12 protein-coding genes and 1 pseudogene are annotated in these 15,175 nt (G+C 63.1%); 7 read left to right on the forward strand and 6 right to left on the reverse strand.

All coding sequences use genetic code 11. The features are described 5' to 3' along the window. Nucleotides 1-19: 19 nt before the first annotated feature. The 5 genes from dxs to AC0IW7_RS21330 form a co-directional block, all read right to left on the reverse strand. Nucleotides 20-1,942 (reverse strand): 1-deoxy-D-xylulose-5-phosphate synthase, encoded by a 1,923-nt coding sequence (dxs, locus tag AC0IW7_RS21310; protein WP_471820670.1) that lies wholly within the window; start codon nt 1,940-1,942, stop codon nt 20-22. Nucleotides 1,943-2,648: 706 nt separating this feature from the next. Next, nucleotides 2,649-3,602, reverse strand: a complete 954-nt coding sequence (locus AC0IW7_RS21315) for an alpha/beta fold hydrolase (protein WP_471820672.1) — start codon at nt 3,600-3,602, stop codon at nt 2,649-2,651. Nucleotides 3,603-3,607: 5 nt separating this feature from the next. Further along, nucleotides 3,608-6,889, reverse strand: coding sequence for a carboxyl transferase domain-containing protein (locus tag AC0IW7_RS21320; protein WP_471820674.1), 3,282 nt, complete (start codon nt 6,887-6,889; stop codon nt 3,608-3,610). A 205-nt stretch (nt 6,890-7,094) separates the two neighbouring features. Then, entirely contained in the window at nt 7,095-7,982 is an 888-nt protein-coding gene (gene ispA, locus AC0IW7_RS21325; RefSeq protein WP_471820676.1) for a (2E,6E)-farnesyl diphosphate synthase, read from the reverse strand. Then, nucleotides 7,979-8,221: an exodeoxyribonuclease VII small subunit gene (locus AC0IW7_RS21330; RefSeq protein ID WP_122453977.1), complete on the reverse strand. Its 243-nt coding sequence runs from the start codon at nt 8,219-8,221 to the stop codon at nt 7,979-7,981. Before AC0IW7_RS21330 ends, ispA begins: the two co-directional genes overlap by 4 nt. A 128-nt stretch (nt 8,222-8,349) precedes the next feature. On the opposite strand from AC0IW7_RS21330, the gene pcaQ reads away from it, so the two are divergent. From pcaQ to pcaK, 7 genes and pseudogenes are all read left to right on the forward strand, one after another. After that, complete coding sequence (gene pcaQ / locus AC0IW7_RS21335) at nt 8,350-9,279, forward strand: pca operon transcription factor PcaQ (RefSeq protein ID WP_471820678.1); 930 nt, start codon at nt 8,350-8,352, stop codon at nt 9,277-9,279. 104 nt (nt 9,280-9,383) lie between these two features. After that, nucleotides 9,384-10,103, forward strand: a complete 720-nt coding sequence (gene pcaH / locus AC0IW7_RS21340; RefSeq protein WP_463541019.1) for a protocatechuate 3,4-dioxygenase subunit beta — start codon at nt 9,384-9,386, stop codon at nt 10,101-10,103. A gap of 13 nt (nt 10,104-10,116) precedes the next feature. Beyond that, nucleotides 10,117-10,722 carry a protocatechuate 3,4-dioxygenase subunit alpha gene (gene pcaG, locus AC0IW7_RS21345; RefSeq protein ID WP_463551345.1) on the forward strand — a complete coding sequence of 202 codons (606 nt, stop codon included), beginning with the start codon at nt 10,117-10,119 and terminating at the stop codon, nt 10,720-10,722. A 9-nt stretch (nt 10,723-10,731) separates the two neighbouring features. After that, nucleotides 10,732-11,793 (forward strand): cell division protein ZapE, encoded by a 1,062-nt coding sequence (zapE, locus tag AC0IW7_RS21350; RefSeq protein ID WP_471820681.1) that lies wholly within the window; start codon nt 10,732-10,734, stop codon nt 11,791-11,793. Between the two features lie 276 nt (nt 11,794-12,069). Next, nucleotides 12,070-12,898 (forward strand): annotated as a pseudogene (locus tag AC0IW7_RS21355) (IclR family transcriptional regulator domain-containing protein); the annotation flags it as partial. Between the two features lie 281 nt (nt 12,899-13,179). Beyond that, the gene (locus tag AC0IW7_RS21360) at nt 13,180-13,317 is read left to right on the forward strand and encodes a hypothetical protein (protein ID WP_163016563.1); all 138 of its coding nucleotides are present in this window, start codon (nt 13,180-13,182) and stop codon (nt 13,315-13,317) included. Further along, entirely contained in the window at nt 13,314-14,663 is a 1,350-nt protein-coding gene (gene pcaK, locus AC0IW7_RS21365) for a 4-hydroxybenzoate transporter PcaK (RefSeq protein WP_471820683.1), read from the forward strand. Before AC0IW7_RS21360 ends, pcaK begins: the two co-directional genes overlap by 4 nt. A gap of 4 nt (nt 14,664-14,667) precedes the next feature. On the opposite strand, the gene AC0IW7_RS21370 is transcribed toward pcaK, so the two are convergent. After that, nucleotides 14,668-15,066 (reverse strand): hypothetical protein, encoded by a 399-nt coding sequence (locus tag AC0IW7_RS21370; RefSeq protein WP_471820685.1) that lies wholly within the window; start codon nt 15,064-15,066, stop codon nt 14,668-14,670. Between the last annotated feature and the right edge of the window lie 109 nt (nt 15,067-15,175).

A 15,175-nucleotide genomic window follows, 5' to 3' on the forward strand; every position in this document is an offset into this window, starting at 1 on the left:
CTTTTCCATGGCGAAGCGTTTACGCCGTGAGGGTGGGCGGCAAGCCCGCCGGTTCGAGCAACGCCAAGCGCTCGCGAACCGCCGCCTCGATGCCAGCAGCGTCCAGCCCACATTCAGCCAGCATGGTTTGCGGCTTGGCATGTTCCACGTAGATGTCGGGCAAGCCCAGATGCAGCACGGGCTTGAGCAGATTCTCGCGCGCCAGGAACTCACTGACCGCAGCGCCGGCGCCGCCCATAACGGCGTTTTCTTCCACCGTCACCAGCAAGTTGTGCTCAGCTGCCAGTTGGCGAACCAAGGCTTCGTCCAGCGGTTTGACGAAGCGCATGTCCACCACCGTGGCATCCAGCTTATCGCCCACCAGCAGCGCATCGGCCAGTTGCACGCCGAACACCAACAGCGCAACGCCCTGACCCTTGCGGCGGACCACGCCTTTGCCGATTTCCAATGGCACCAACGCGGGGTCGATCGCCGCATTGGGACCCGAGCCGCGCGGGTAACGCACCGCCGCCGGGCCGTTGAACAGGTAACCGGTGGTCAGCATACGGCGCAGCTCGTTTTCGTCGCTTGGCGTCATCACCAGAATGCCGGGGATGCAGCGCAGGTAAGACAAATCGAAACTGCCGGCGTGGGTCGGGCCGTCTTCGCCCACCAGGCCCGCGCGGTCAATGGCGAACAGCACATCCAGGTGCTGCACCGCCACGTCGTGAATCAACTGGTCGTAACCGCGCTGCAAGAATGTCGAATAAATCGCCACCACCGGCTTCGCGCCTTCGCAGGCCATGCCGGCGGCGAGGGTGACGGCGTGCTGCTCGGCAATCGCCACGTCGAAATAACGCTGCGGAAAACGCTCGCTGAAGGCGACCAGATCCGAACCTTCTTTCATCGCCGGGGTGATGCCCGTCAGGCGCGCATCGGCCTCGGCCATGTCGCACAGCCACTGGCCAAACACCGCTGAATACTTCGGCCCGCTGGGCTTTTTCGGCACGGCTGGGGCGTTGACCGGCTCCAGCTTGGTGATGGCGTGGTAACCAATCGGGTCCAGCTCGGCCGGGGCGAAGCCTTTGCCTTTTTTGGTGATCACATGCAGGAACTGCGGGCCTTCCAGCTCGCGCATATTGCGCAAGGTGGTAATCAGCGTCGGCAGGTCGTGACCGTCGATAGGGCCGATATAGTTCCAGCCCAGCTCTTCGAACAAGGTGCCCGACACCAGCATGCCCTTGGCGTGCTCTTCGGTTTTACGCGCGATTTCCCAGGCCCCCGGCAGGCGTGACAGCACTTTTTTGCTGCCCTCGCGCATGTTGGCGTAGGTGCGGCTGGAGAGAATTTTCGCCAGGTGATTGGACAGACCGCCGACGTTTTTCGAAATCGACATGTCGTTGTCGTTGAGCACCACGAGCATATTGGCCTTCACGTCGGACGCATGGTTCAACGCCTCGAACGCCATGCCCGCCGTCAGCGCGCCATCACCAATGACCGCCACCGACTTGCGCTTGCTGCCCTGCAACTGAGCGGCGATCGCCATGCCCAGCGCGGCGCTGATGGAGGTGCTGGAATGGCCGACGCCAAAGGTGTCGTACTCGCTTTCACTGCGACGCGGGAAGGCGGCGATGCCGTCTTTCTGCCGCAGCGTGTGCATCAGCTCGCGGCGCCCGGTGAGGATTTTATGCGGATACGCCTGATGGCCTACGTCCCACACCAGCCGGTCGTCCGGGGTGTCGAACACATAGTGCAGCGCGATGGTGAGCTCGATGACACCCAGGCCGGCACCGAAGTGTCCGCCGGTTTTGCCAACGGTATACAGCAGCTCCTGGCGCAGCTCATCAGCGAGGATTTCCAGCTCGGCTTCGCCCAGACGACGCAGACCAACAGGCGTCTCTGCACGGTCAAGCAGCGGCGTAGCGGGGCGTTCGCGGGGGAACTCGTGAAACGTCGTCGGCATCAGGCAAATCGTTATAGGTATAAAAGATGGCGCAGTTTACCTGATGCGGTAGGGCTTTTCGTAGGGTGGGTGTGAAGGGCGGAAGGAAATACCGATGTCCGGGGAGTTCCGGGGATGTCCCTGGCCGTTGGCAACCCACCGTCATCCCCGCGCAGGCGGTGGTCCAGTTCGTAGGTTGGGTTGAGCCATGGCGAAGCCCAACGTTGCACGGTCTGACTGAAAACCTCGGTCATCCTCGCGCACGCGGGGATCCAGAGTCTCGGGTCGAGCGAGGTACATGTCGTGGAGGTATTCATTACCGCGTGAGCTGAACGTTTTGGTTTCGCGCCTTACGCGCGAGTCACTTTTAGCATTGCCCTAAAAGTAACCAAAAGGTCTAGCCCCTACCTTGGGTCTGCGCTGCGCTCCGACTACCCTCGTTCCGCCGCCGCTCCGGGGGCACGTCACAACGGGCCATCCATGGCCCGATGTTCCTTTCGCGGCTCCCGGCCGCTCAACCCCCTCCACGTCGACTCCACTCGGCCTGCGATGAACGGGGCGGGTAGATCACAAGCGAGATCACAAGCGGTAGATCACAAGCCAGATCACAAGCGGTCGATCAAAACCCGCGGCTGAAGCCGCTCCCACAGGTTGATGAGCTTTCTGTAGGAGCGGTTGGGCGGCATTCCGATTAGCCGCGAGCTTTTGATTTTTTGCCCAATGGCCATCACGCCGCATAATGCCGCCCCAAAAACTCCAGCAAAATCCCGTTCACCCGCTCTGCCTGTTCGTTCTGTATCCAGTGCCCGCAGTCTTTGAGTATGTGCTGTTCCAGTCGCGGCACCAGCTCGCCCATTTTCTTGATGGTGTACGCCTCCAACTTGCCGACGGGGTCGTCTTCGCCCAGCAAAAACACGGTCGGTTGCAGCACCTGCCGTCCGGCGAGGAATTCGGTGCTTTCCCAGTTGGTGCGGAAGTTGCGGTACCAGTTCAGCGGGCCATGGAAGCCGTGTTTGCTCAGGGTGTCGCGGTACACGGCGAAGTCGGTTTCGTTGCACCAGTCGGGAAAGGTGGTCGGCGTGGGTACGCCTTCCAGTAAGCGGGCGTCGGCGGGTTTGGGTTGCAGGAACACCTCGCCGGTGCCGCCGATCAGCAGGCGCATGCTGCGTTCGATGTCGGCGTTCAGTTCGGCTTCGGCAACGCCCGGTTCCTGGAAGTAGACGATGTAGTTGAATCGCCCGGCGTTGGCCTCGCGCATGATGTCGATGGCGGGGCGTTTCGGGCGGCCGCCGAAGGGCACGGACATGGCGCCCAGCACGCTGACTCGCTGTGGTTCCAGCAGGCCCAGGTGCCAGGCCACCGGCGCGCCCCAGTCGTGGCCGATGACGCAGGCGTCGGTGTGGCCAAGCAGGTCCATGGCGCCCTGGATGTCGGCGCACAGGGTCAGAATCTGATACGCCTCGATTTCCTCAGGCGCGCTGCTGTCACCGTAGCCGCGCATTTCCGGGGCATACACGCGGTAGCCGGCATCGGCCAACGCGGTGATCTGGCTGCGCCAGGAGTACCAGCATTCCGGAAAACCGTGCAGCAGCCACACCGGCCGCCCACTTTCCGGGCCGGCGCTGTACACGCTAAGGGTGATGCCGTTTACGTCGAGGCATTGCTGTTCGAACTGATTCATAGCGGTCACCAGGTGTCCACGAAGGAGCGTTTTTTGCCGTCACGTTTGGCCGGGCGCGGGGCGGCGTTGAGGCCACGTACCAGCCAGCTGCGGGTTTCCACGGGGTCGATGACGGCGTCGATTTCCAGGTAGCTGGCCATGTTGATGCCTTTGCCGGCCTGGTAGGCCTTGGCCACTAATTTGTCGAACAGTTTTTGCCGTTGCGCCGGATCTTCCAGCGCTGCCAGCTCTTTGGAGAAGCCAAGCCGCACGGCGCCCTCAAGCCCCATGGCGCCAAACTCAGCGCTGGGCCAGGCGATGGTGAACAGCGGCGAGTGGAAACTGCCAGCGGCCATCGCCTGCGCGCCAAGGCCGTAGCCTTTGCGCAAGACCACGGTGAAGAACGGCACGCTGAGGCTGGCGGCGGTGACGAACATGCGCGACACATGGCGCACGGTGGCCTGCTTTTCGGCATCCGGGCCGACCATAAAACCAGGCGTGTCGCACAGCGATACCAGTGGAATATCAAAGGCGTCGCACAGCTGCATAAAGCGTGCGGCTTTATCGCCGGCCACCGCGTCGATGGCGCCGCCCAGGTGCGCAGGGTTGTTGGCGATCAGGCCGAACGGCCGGCCCTCGATACGAATAAACGCGGTGATCAAACCGGGCGCGAACTGGCGGCGCAGCTCCAGCACCGAGTCATGGTCGGCGAGCGTCGCGATGACTTGGCGAATGTCGTACACCCGCAGCCGATTTTCCGGAATTGCTTGGCGCAGCTCGCGCTGGTCGGCGCACTGCCAGTCACTGAGCGGGCCCTGGAAATACGACAAGTATTGCTTGGCGGCGCGCACCGCCTCGGCTTCGTCGGCGACGGCGATGTCGACTACTCCGTTCGGCCCCTGCACGCTCACCGGCCCAACCTGCTCGGGGGTAAACGTGCCCAACCCGCCGCCTTCGATCATTGCCGGACCGGCCATGCCGATGCTGGCGTTAGCGGTGGCGATGATGACGTCGCAGCAGCCGAGCAGTGCCGCGTTACCGGCGAAGCAACGCCCTGACACCACGCCCACCAGCGGCACCAAGCCGGACAGTTTGGCCATGCCGATAAAGGTGTGGCAGTCCAGGCCCGCCACGCCGACGAAATCGGTGTCGCCGGGCCGTCCGCCGCCCCCTTCGGCAAACAGCACCACGGGCAATTGCCACTGCTCGGCGAGCTGCAACATGCGGTCGGTTTTCTTGTGGTTCATCACGCCCTGGGTGCCGGCGAACACGGTGTAGTCGTAGGCGATGGCCATGCAGCGGCTGTGCTCGGCGCCGAACTGCGCGGCGTTGACGGTGCCGATGCCGCTGACCAAGCCGTCGGCCGGGCTTTGTGCGATCAGGTCGTCCACCGAGTTGCGGCGCCGCCGTGCGGCCAGGGCGAGGGCGCCGTATTCGATAAAGCTGTCGGCATCGAGCAAATCATCGAGGTTTTCGCGGGTGGTGCGCTGCCCGGTTTTACGGCGCTTGGCCACGGCCTGCGGACGGCGCTCGTCGCGGGTCAAAGCGTTGCGTTCAAGCACTTCGGCGAGGTCGGCGCGGATGTGGTCGAGGTCGATGCTTTCTTCGGTGTGGTGCTGTTGCTGCGCGACGTCGGCCGGCTGAATGAACACCAGCGGCTGGTTGGCGAACAGGTTGTCGCCAGGCGCGACGGCCAGGCTGTGGACGATGCCGCTGTGGGCGGCTTTGACCACGAACTCCATCTTCATCGCCTCCAGCACGGCGATGCTCTGGCCCACCGCCACTTCATCGCCGACCTGCACATCCAGGCTGACCACCACACCAGCGCTTGGCGCGTCGAGTGCGATGCAGCCAATGGGCGTATCGGCGGTTTGCAGTGGCTGAGCGGCGCCCGAGGCTTGGGGGAAAAACAGGTGACGGTGCGCCTGTTCCTGCGGCGCCAGCAAGTCGCTGATCTGCGTTTCCACGAAGCGGGTCGTCACTTCATTGTTCTGCACCTGGGGATGGCGCAGCAGGTTTTGCAAAAAGTGGATATTGCTCGCCACACCTTCCAGACGGAACTCGCACAACGCCCGGTAGGCGCGGCGCAGCACGGCGGGGTAGGCGTCGTTGGCGTGCACGATGAGTTTGGCCAGCAGTGAGTCATAGCTGCTGCTGGTGGCATAGCCGCTGTAGCCGCAGCCGTCGACACGAACCCCGGCGCCGCTTGGCGGCTCGTAGGCGCTCAACAGGCCGGCGGCGGGTTGCACGCTGCCGTCGGCGTTCATGCTTTCCAGGTTGACCCGCACCTGCACGGCAAACCCGCGTGGCGCCGGAATGTGCGCTTGTTGCAAGCCCAGTTCAGCCAGGCTCGCGCCACCGGCCACGCGCAGTTGCGCTTGCACCAGGTCGATGCCGGTGACCGCTTCGGTGACGGTGTGCTCCACCTGCAAGCGCGGGTTGGCTTCCATAAACACGAAGTCGCCGTTGTCGGCGTCGAGCAGAAATTCAAAGGTGCCGAGGGTTTTGTAATTCACGGCGCGGGCGAGTTTAAGCGCGGCTTCGAGCATCGCCTCGCGCACGGCGGTGTCGAGGGTTGGGCTGGGGGCGATTTCCACCAGCTTCTGATTGCGCCGCTGCAACGTGCAGTCGCGCTCCCACAGATGCACCACCTCTTCACCGTCGCCCAGCACTTGCACTTCGATATGCCGCGCATTGCGAATCAGCCGCTCGACATACAGGTCACCATTGCCAAACGCCGCCTTGGCTTCCGATTGGCAGCGGGCGTAGGCCTCGGCCACCTCATCACTGCTGTGCACCGCACGCATACCGCGCCCGCCGCCGCCGGCCAGGGCTTTGATCATCATCGCGCCGCCGTTCAGTTCGGCCATAAACGACTGGGCGCGGGCCAGGCTGGTGGGCTGATTGGTGCCGCTGGCCAATGGCACGCCGCAGCGAATGGCCAAGGTGCGGGCTTGGGTTTTGTCGCCGAATTGCTCCAGTACCGCAGCCTCCGGGCCGACGAAAATAAGCCCGGCCGCTTTGCACAGCCGCGCGAACTCGGCGTTCTCAGCGAGAAAGCCATAACCGGGGTGCACCGCATCGCAGCCTTGGGCCTGAGCGATGGCGATGATCTGCTGCATGTCCAGATACGCACTCACGCCCCGACCACTGAGGCCCACCGCCACATCGGCCTTGCGCGTATGCAGCGCCGCCGCTTCGTCCTCGGCATAAATCGCCACGCTGCGGATATCCAGCTCGGCGGCGGCACGGGCAATGCGAATGGCGATCTCGCCACGGTTGGCGATCAGCAGATTACGAATGGGCATGGCTGCTCCCTGGTTTTTATTGGCAGTCGTTCAGGGCGTAGAGCTTAGGCGCCGGCCAGCCTGCAGCGAAAGCTTGCTGGCTGGGGCGAATGGCGGGGCAGTGGCGGGGGTGATAGTGGACCGGTTCAGCTTGGCGCGAAGGTGCCGGCCATTCCCCTCTCCCGATGCGCGAGAAGGTGCCCGAAAGGGCGAGTGAGGGGCGCTTTTAGCTGCGTCGCTCAACGATATACCGCGCCAGATCGCGCAACGGCTCAGCCGCTTCACCAAACGGGCGCAGGGCGTGCAAAGCGAGGTCGCGCAGTTCCAGCGCGTACGATTTGGCCGCGTCCAAGCCGAGCAAGGCCGGGTAGGTGGGTTTGTGGTTGGCTTCGTCTTTGCCCTGGGTTTTGCCCAGGGTGGCGGTGTCGCTTTCGACGTCGAGAATGTCGTCCTGCACCTGAAAGGCCAGGCCCACGGCTTGCGCATACTCTTGCAGTGCGCGTAGCGACAGGGCGTCGGCTTCACCGCTGGCCAGGGCGCCGAGGCGCACGCTGGCTTCTATAAGCGCGCCGGTTTTGTGCCGGTGCATCACTTCCAATGCGTGCTGGTCGAGCCATTGGCCAACAGAGCCAAGGTCGATGGCCTGGCCGCCGACCATGCCGGCCGGGCCCGCCGCTTTGCTCAGGCTGCTGATCATGTCCAGGCGCACCTCGGCGTCCAGGGGGTTGCGCTGGGCGTCGGCAAGTACATCGAAGGCCAGCGTCTGCAAACCGTCGCCAGCCAGGATCGCGCTGGCTTCATCGAAGGCTTTGTGGGTGGTGGGCTGGCCGCGACGTAGGTCGTCGTCGTCCATGGCGGGCAAGTCGTCGTGCACCAGGGAATAAGCGTGAATCAACTCGACCGCGCAGGCCGCCGCATCGGCCCGTTCGGGCTTACCGCCCAGCGCTTCGCATGCGGCATACACCAACAGCGGACGCACGCGCTTGCCGCCGTTGATGACGCTGTAGCGCATGGCTTGGTAAATGGTCGAGAGCTCGGGGCGGGGTGCGTGGAACAGCTCATCGAGCTTGGCATCCACACGGGTCTGACAGGTTTTCTGGTATGCCGCGATCATGCTTGCTCGTCCGCGTCGAAGGGAGCTTCCTCCAGCTCGCCGTCGCGCTCCAAGAGGATTTGCACCTTCTGTTCCGCCTGCGCCAACGCGCCTTGGCATTCACGCGTCAGGCGGATGCCTTGTTCAAACGCGGTGAGCGAATCCTCGAGCGACAACTCGCCGTTTTCCAAGCGCTCGACCAGGGTCTGCAACTCGGCAAGGGATTGTTCGAAATCGACGGCGGCTTTTTTGCGGGCCATGGGCAGGGGTCTCGGCAGGCTGGAACGGGCGGGAGGCTAGCAGAGCAGGGCAGGTGGGGCAAACCGCATGCAGTTGTCTCGGGCTGCCTTCCCTTGCAGACTGGTTGCCCGCGCGAGGGCTGAAGCCTATGAACATCGATACCCGCATCAAATTCCGCCATCTGGTGTGTTTCCTCGAAGTTGCCCGTCAGGGCACCTTGGCGCGCGCGGCAGATAAGCTGGCGGTGAGCCAGCCGGCCATTTCCAAAACGCTGAAAGAACTGGAAGAACTGCTCGGCGCCACGCTGTTTGAGCGCAGCAAGGCCGGCGTGGCGCTCACCGAGGCGGGCGTGGCGTTTATGCGCTATGCCGGCCCGTGCGTGCAGGCGCTGCGCGATGGGGTGAACAGTTTGCGCAGCGGTGAGTACGAGTCCGGCACGGTGCGCCTCGGTGTGCTGTCGACGGTGGAAAGCCTGCTGATTCCCGAGGTGGTGCGCCGACTTCACGAGCGGCACCCGGCGCTGGTGGCCAGCGTCGTCACCGGGCCGAGCGCGTATTTGTTGTCGCAGTTGCATGTGGGTGAGTTGGATTTGGTGGTCGGGCGCATGACCGATAGCCCACAAATTCAGGGCCTGACGTTTGAGCATCTGTACAGCGAGTCGATGACCCTGGTGGTGCGCGCCGGCCACCCATTGTTAGGCGAGGCCCAGGCCCAGCAGCTTTTGCACGATTACCCGCTGGTGCTGCCGCTGGCCGGCACCACCATTCGCAAATACGCCGACGCGCTGTTTGTGCAGTGCGGCATCGCCCCGCCGCGCCAACGGCTGGAGACCTTGTCGTTGAGTTTGAGTCGCCGTTATGTGCAAAGCAGCGATGCGGTGTGGATTGCGCCCTACGACGCGGTGCAGCTGGATCTGGCCAATGGCGATCTGGCCGAGTTGCAGCTAGGCATCAAGGAGCCGGGCGGTTCGGTGGGCATTTGCAGCAATGCGGCGTTGCCGTTGTCGTTGGCGGCGCACTGGAGCGTGGAGGTGCTGCGCGAGGTGGGGCAGGCGTATCGGGAAAAGCGGTTTCCATAACCATTTGGTTATGGATGGCCGTTTAACTTTCATTTTCCCGCGTCGCTTTGTCGCAGCAGACTAGCCATCTTGTTTGTCCGATAAATCTAACAAAGGAGAAGGACATGTCTGATGCAGACAGCAGTCGCTTCGTCATCCGTGACCGCAATTGGCACCCCAAAGCCCTGACGCCTGACTACAAAACCTCCGTGCCCCGTTCGCCGCGCCAAGCGTTGGTGAGCATTCCGCAATCTGTTTCCGAAACCACCGGCCCTGACTTTTCCCATTTGAAGATGGGCGAGCACGATAACGATCTGCTCCTCAACTTCAACAACGGCGGTTTGCCGGTGGGCGAGCGCATCATCGTGGCCGGTCGGGTGTGCGACCAATACGGCAAGCCAATTCCCCATACGTTGGTGGAGATGTGGCAGGCCAATGCCGGTGGCCGCTATCGCCATAAGAACGACCGTTACCTGGCGCCGCTGGACCCGAACTTCGGTGGCGTGGGCCGTGCCCTCACCGACCGCGACGGCTATTACAGCTTCCGCACCATCAAGCCCGGCCCGTACCCGTGGCGCAACGGCCCGAACGACTGGCGCCCGGCGCATATTCACTTCTCCATCAGCGGCCCGTCGATCGCCACGCGCTTGATTACGCAGCTGTATTTCGAAGGCGATCCGCTGATTCCGATGTGCCCGATTGTGAAGTCGATTGCCAACCCCGAGGCGGTACAAAGCCTGATCGCCAAGCTCGATATGAGCGCGGCCAATCCCATGGATTGCCTGGCGTATCGCTTCGATATCGTGTTGCGCGGACAGCGCAAGACCCACTTCGAAAACATTTAAGGAGGGTGAGTCCATGCCTATTCAATTGCTCAACGAAACCCCCTCGCAAACCGCCGGCCCGTATGTGCATATCGGCCTGGCTCTGAGCGCGGCCGGCAACCCGCCGCGTGAGCAGGAAATCTGGAACGAGATGGCCAAGCCCGATGCGCCCGGCGAGCACATTGTGTTGCTGGGCAACGTGTACGACGGCAACGGTCACCTGGTGCGCGACTCGTTTCTGGAGTTCTGGCAAGCCAACCACGAAGGCCAGTACGACGCCGATTACAACCTGGAAAAACCGTTCAATAGCTTCGGCCGTACCGCCACCACCTTCGATGCCGGTGAGTGGACGCTGCATACCATCAAACCCGGCGTGGTGAAAAACGCGGCGGGTGTGCCGATGGCGCCGCATATCAACGTGTCGCTGTTTGCCCGGGGCATCAATATTCACCTGCACACGCGCTTGTATTTCGATGACGAGGCTCAAGCCAATGCGCAGTGCCCGGTGCTCAATCTGATCGAGCAGCCGCAGCGCCGCGAAACCCTGATCGCCACGCGCTGCGAGGTTGACGGCAAGCTGGCTTACCGCTTCGATATCCGTATTCAGGGCGAAGGTGAGACGGTTTTCTTTGATTTCTAAGGGTGGGTTTTGACGTCCGATAACACCGAGCCCGTTGGCCTGCGCATTCAGCGGCGTTTCAGCGATGCGCTGGAAGCCCGGGGTTACCGGGCCGACAGCGCGCAACAGGCGGCCATCGACACCCTCGCCAGCTGGCTAGACGCCTGGCTGGCGGGGCGTCGTGGTTGGTTGCGCAAGCCCGTTGCCGGCATTTATCTGTGGGGCGGCGTGGGGCGCGGCAAGAGTTTTGTGATGGACACCTTCTTCGCCGCCGCGCCCGTGCAAGCCAAGCGCCGCGTGCATTTCCATGCGTTTTTGCAGGAGGTGCAGCAGCGCATGGGCGCCTTTACCGGGCAGAGCGAGCCGCTGGTGCGCGTCGCCCGTGAGGTGGCGCAGGAGGCGCGTTTACTGTGCTTCGACGAATTCCATGTGCATGACATCGCCGATGCCATGCTGCTGGGGCGCCTGCTCAAGGTGCTGGTGGATGAAGGCGTGGGGCTGGTCTGCACCTCGAATTACGCGCCGATCAACCTGTGCCCGAATCCGCTGTACCGCGACCGTTTCAAACCTGCCATCGACCTGCTGGAGTCGCGTTTCACCGTGCTTAATCTGGATGCCGGCGAAGACTACCGCGAACGTGCCGGGGCCCAGGAAGCGTGGGGGCATTACGCGTGGCCGTTGTGCCCGGCACTGAGCGATTGGTTGGAGCAGCAGTTGGAGTTCAGCGCGGCGGTTGAGCGCGACGCGGTGCTGGCGGTCAATCACCATCCGCTGCGTGTGCAGGCTTACGAGGGCAACCGCGCGTTGCTGGATTTCGATGAGCTGTGCCGCCATCCTCATTCAAGTTCGGACTTTCTTTGGCTGTGCCAACGCTTCCGGCGTATCGCCATTTACGGCGTGCCGCCGCTGGATGGTGAAGGCATCGACGTGCAGCAACGCATCCTCAACTTCGTCGACATCGCCTACGACAGCGGCGTGAATTTGCTGCTTGGCTGTGAAGCCGAATTGGACGAGGTGTGCCGGCCCGGCTCGCACCTGGACTTTGTGCGCACTCGCAGCCGCTTGCGTCAGCTCACCGCGCAGACCTTCTAAACCGTTGCAGGGAAATTGAGCCGGCCTGCCGACGCGCGGGTAGCGCGGCGGTGGCAGGGCTCGGACAGAGAAGGGAAACACCGAGGTATTTCCAAGGCCCGCGCCTTGTGAGCCGAGCCTGTGCCGCCACCGATGTGGGCGCAGCGGCGTCACGGTAGGCGCCGTGCCCGAGCGGGTCAATTGCGATAATCGAACTTCGGTTCGATAATCGGCCACACTTCATCCAGAGCGTTTCTGGCCAGGCTACGAGATCAATAACAACATGACTGACGAAGCCCGCATCACCCTGCCACCCTTGGCGCCGCCGATTATTGCCTCGCCGGCCAAACGCATCGAAGCCTTCACCGGCGACCCCAATTTCATGACCTCGCTGGCGCGCGGGTTGGCGGTGATTCATGCCTTCCAAGAGCGCAAACGCCACCTGACCATCGCGCAGATCAGCCACCGCACGGAAATTCCCCGTGCCGCCGTGCGCCGTTGCCTGCACACGTTGATGAGCCTGGGTTACGTGACCACCGACGGGCGCACGTACTCGCTGCTGCCCAAAGTGCTGACCTTAGGCCACGCCTATTTGTCGTCGACACCGCTGGCCGTTACGGCCCAGCCGATTCTCGACCGCCTCAGCGAACAGCTGCACGAGGCCTGCTCCATGGCCACGCTGGAAGGTGACGAAATTCTCTACATCGCCCGCTCGGCGACACCGCAGCGTTTGATCTCGGTGGACCTCAGCGTCGGCAGTCGTTTACCGGCGTACTGCACCTCGATGGGCCGCATTTTGCTCGCCGCGCTGGATGACGCCGCGCTGGACGATTACATCGACCATGCCGAGATGCAGATCAAAACCAGCCGCACCGTGCACACGCCGGATGCTCTGCGCGCCAGTGTGGCCGAGATCCGTCAGCAGGGCTGGGTCATCATCGACCAAGAGCTGGAAGTGGGGCTGCGCTCGATTGCCGTACCGCTGAAAGATTCAGCCGGCCAGGTGCTGGCGGCTCTGAATGTGGGCACCCATGCGGGGCGGGTGTCGCGGCAGGAATTGGAGACGCGGTTTTTGCCGGTGTTGTTGGAGGCGAGTAAGGAGTTGAGTACGCGGTTGTTTCATTAAGGCGTGTTTGGCGCGGCCCTCTCCCCCCGCCCTCTCCCGCAAACGGGCGAGGGGGCCTGACCGAGCTCGGCGGGCGATCGCCGTACCGTTCCCCTCGCCCGCTTGCGGGAGAGGGGCTAGGGGAGAGGGCAGCAGGCGCCGCAACCCTCCACAAGTGTTCGATAAACGCCCAATTAGTCGATTATCGGATTGAATCGCCCCCATCCCGCTGCGTACTGTTGGCCCTCGGTCGTTCTGTGCGACCACGCTTTGCTTCCAATAAAAACAAATGAGAGCCAGCCATGGATTTGCGTTCACCGCAGCGCACCCGCGCTTCGCTGATGTTCGCTGCGCAGCGCCTGTCCAGCCCGTCCCTCATTCCTGTTCCATTCGCCTGCAGTGCCATGGCGAAGAAAAACTCACAGGAATTGCTCGCATGACCAGCCCTGCTCACGTGCCCACTACCGGCACGCTCGATGTTCAAACCTTTATCAACGCCCAGCCGCTTTCCCGTTATCAGTGGAAGATCGTGCTGCTGTGTTTCCTCATCGTTTTCCTCGATGGCCTCGACACCGCTGCCATGGGCTTTATCGCCCCCGCGCTCACGCAGGACTGGGGCGTGGATCGCGCCAGTCTCGGTCCGGTGATGAGCGCCGCGCTGATCGGCATGGTCTTCGGCGCCCTCGGCTCCGGGCCGCTGGCTGACCGCTTCGGGCGTAAGGTCGTGCTGGTCGTGGCGGTCGGCTTGTTTGGTTTCTTCAGCCTGATTTCCGCGTTCAGCACCAGCCTCGATCAATTGCTGGTGCTGCGTCTGCTCACCGGCTTGGGCCTGGGCGCGGCGATGCCGAATGCCACCACGTTGCTGTCCGAGTACACCCCGGAGCGTTTGAAGTCGCTGCTGGTGACCAGCATGTTTTGCGGCTTCAACCTGGGCATGGCCGGCGGCGGGTTTATCTCGGCGAAGATGATTCCAGCGTTCGGCTGGCACAGCTTGCTGCTGCTCGGCGGCATTCTGCCGTTGATTTTGGCGGTGGTATTGCTGGTGTGGCTGCCGGAGTCGGCGCGTTTTCTGGTTGTGCGCAATCGCGGCGCCGACAAGGTGCGCAAGGTGCTGGCGCCCATTGCGCCGGCTGAAGTGGGCCTGGCTAATGACTTCAGCGTGCCGGAGCAGAAAACCGTGCAGAGCCGCAACGTGCTGAAGGTGGTGTTTTCCGGCACTTACAGCGCCGGCACGTTGTTGCTGTGGCTGACCTATTTCATGGGCTTGGTCATCGTTTACCTGCTCACCAGTTGGTTGCCGACCTTGATGCGCGACAGCGGCGCGAGCATGGAGCAGGCGGCGTTTATCGGTGCGTTGTTCCAGTTCGGTGGCGTGCTCAGCGCGGTCGGCGTGGGCTGGGCGATGGATAAATTCAACCCGCACAAAGTCATCGGCGTGTTTTACCTGCTGGCCGGCGTGTTCGCCTATTTCGTCGGGCAGAGCCTGGGCAAGGTCACGTTGTTGGCGACGTTGGTGCTGCTGGCCGGTATGTGCATCAACGGTGCGCAGTCGGCGATGCCGTCGCTAGCGGCCCGTTTCTACCCAACCCAGGGCCGCGCCACTGGCGTGTCATGGATGCTCGGCATTGGTCGCTTCGGCGCCATTCTCGGCGCGTGGATCGGCGCCACACTGCTGGGCCTGGGCTGGAATTTCGAGCAGGTGCTTACTGCGCTGGTGCTGCCGGCTGCCGTGGCCAGCGTTGCCGTGGTGATCAAAGGCCTGGTCAGCCACGCCGACGCCACCTAAGCGGCTAAAAGCCGCTCTCGCGCATCAACACCGCCGCCACATGGGTCGCGCCGTCGGCCAACAGGCTGCGCCGCTGGCCCTCGATCTTCACGTGCCCACGGGTTTCGTGCAGCGAGGGCGGCGGTAGGTCCAGCTGAATCAACACCTGAAACAACGCATCGGTTGGCACCAGCGCGCCCCCGTGTGTGGTGGTCGGCACCGGGCCGCCGAAGCGCGAGGCGAGCATGCGGTGGTTGAGCTGGTTGGTGCGCGTGCTGCCAATGTTCAGCACGTGACCGGGTACGGCAATCGGGTGGCCGTCAGGGTAGAACCGCACGGCATCGCCGATGCGCAAGCGGTGCACCTGGTCTTGCTCGATATAGGCGTCGACTTGCCAACTGCTGGGGTCGACCAGTATTCCCAACGCTTCCTGCACCCCCAGCCATTGGCCGGGCTGGCGTCGTGGGTCGAAATTGGCCGCAGACGTCGTAAGCGTTCCGCGTATCGAACAGCGGACACGCTCAAAATCTAGG

Source organism: Pseudomonas sp. AC229 (genome assembly GCF_979254655.1).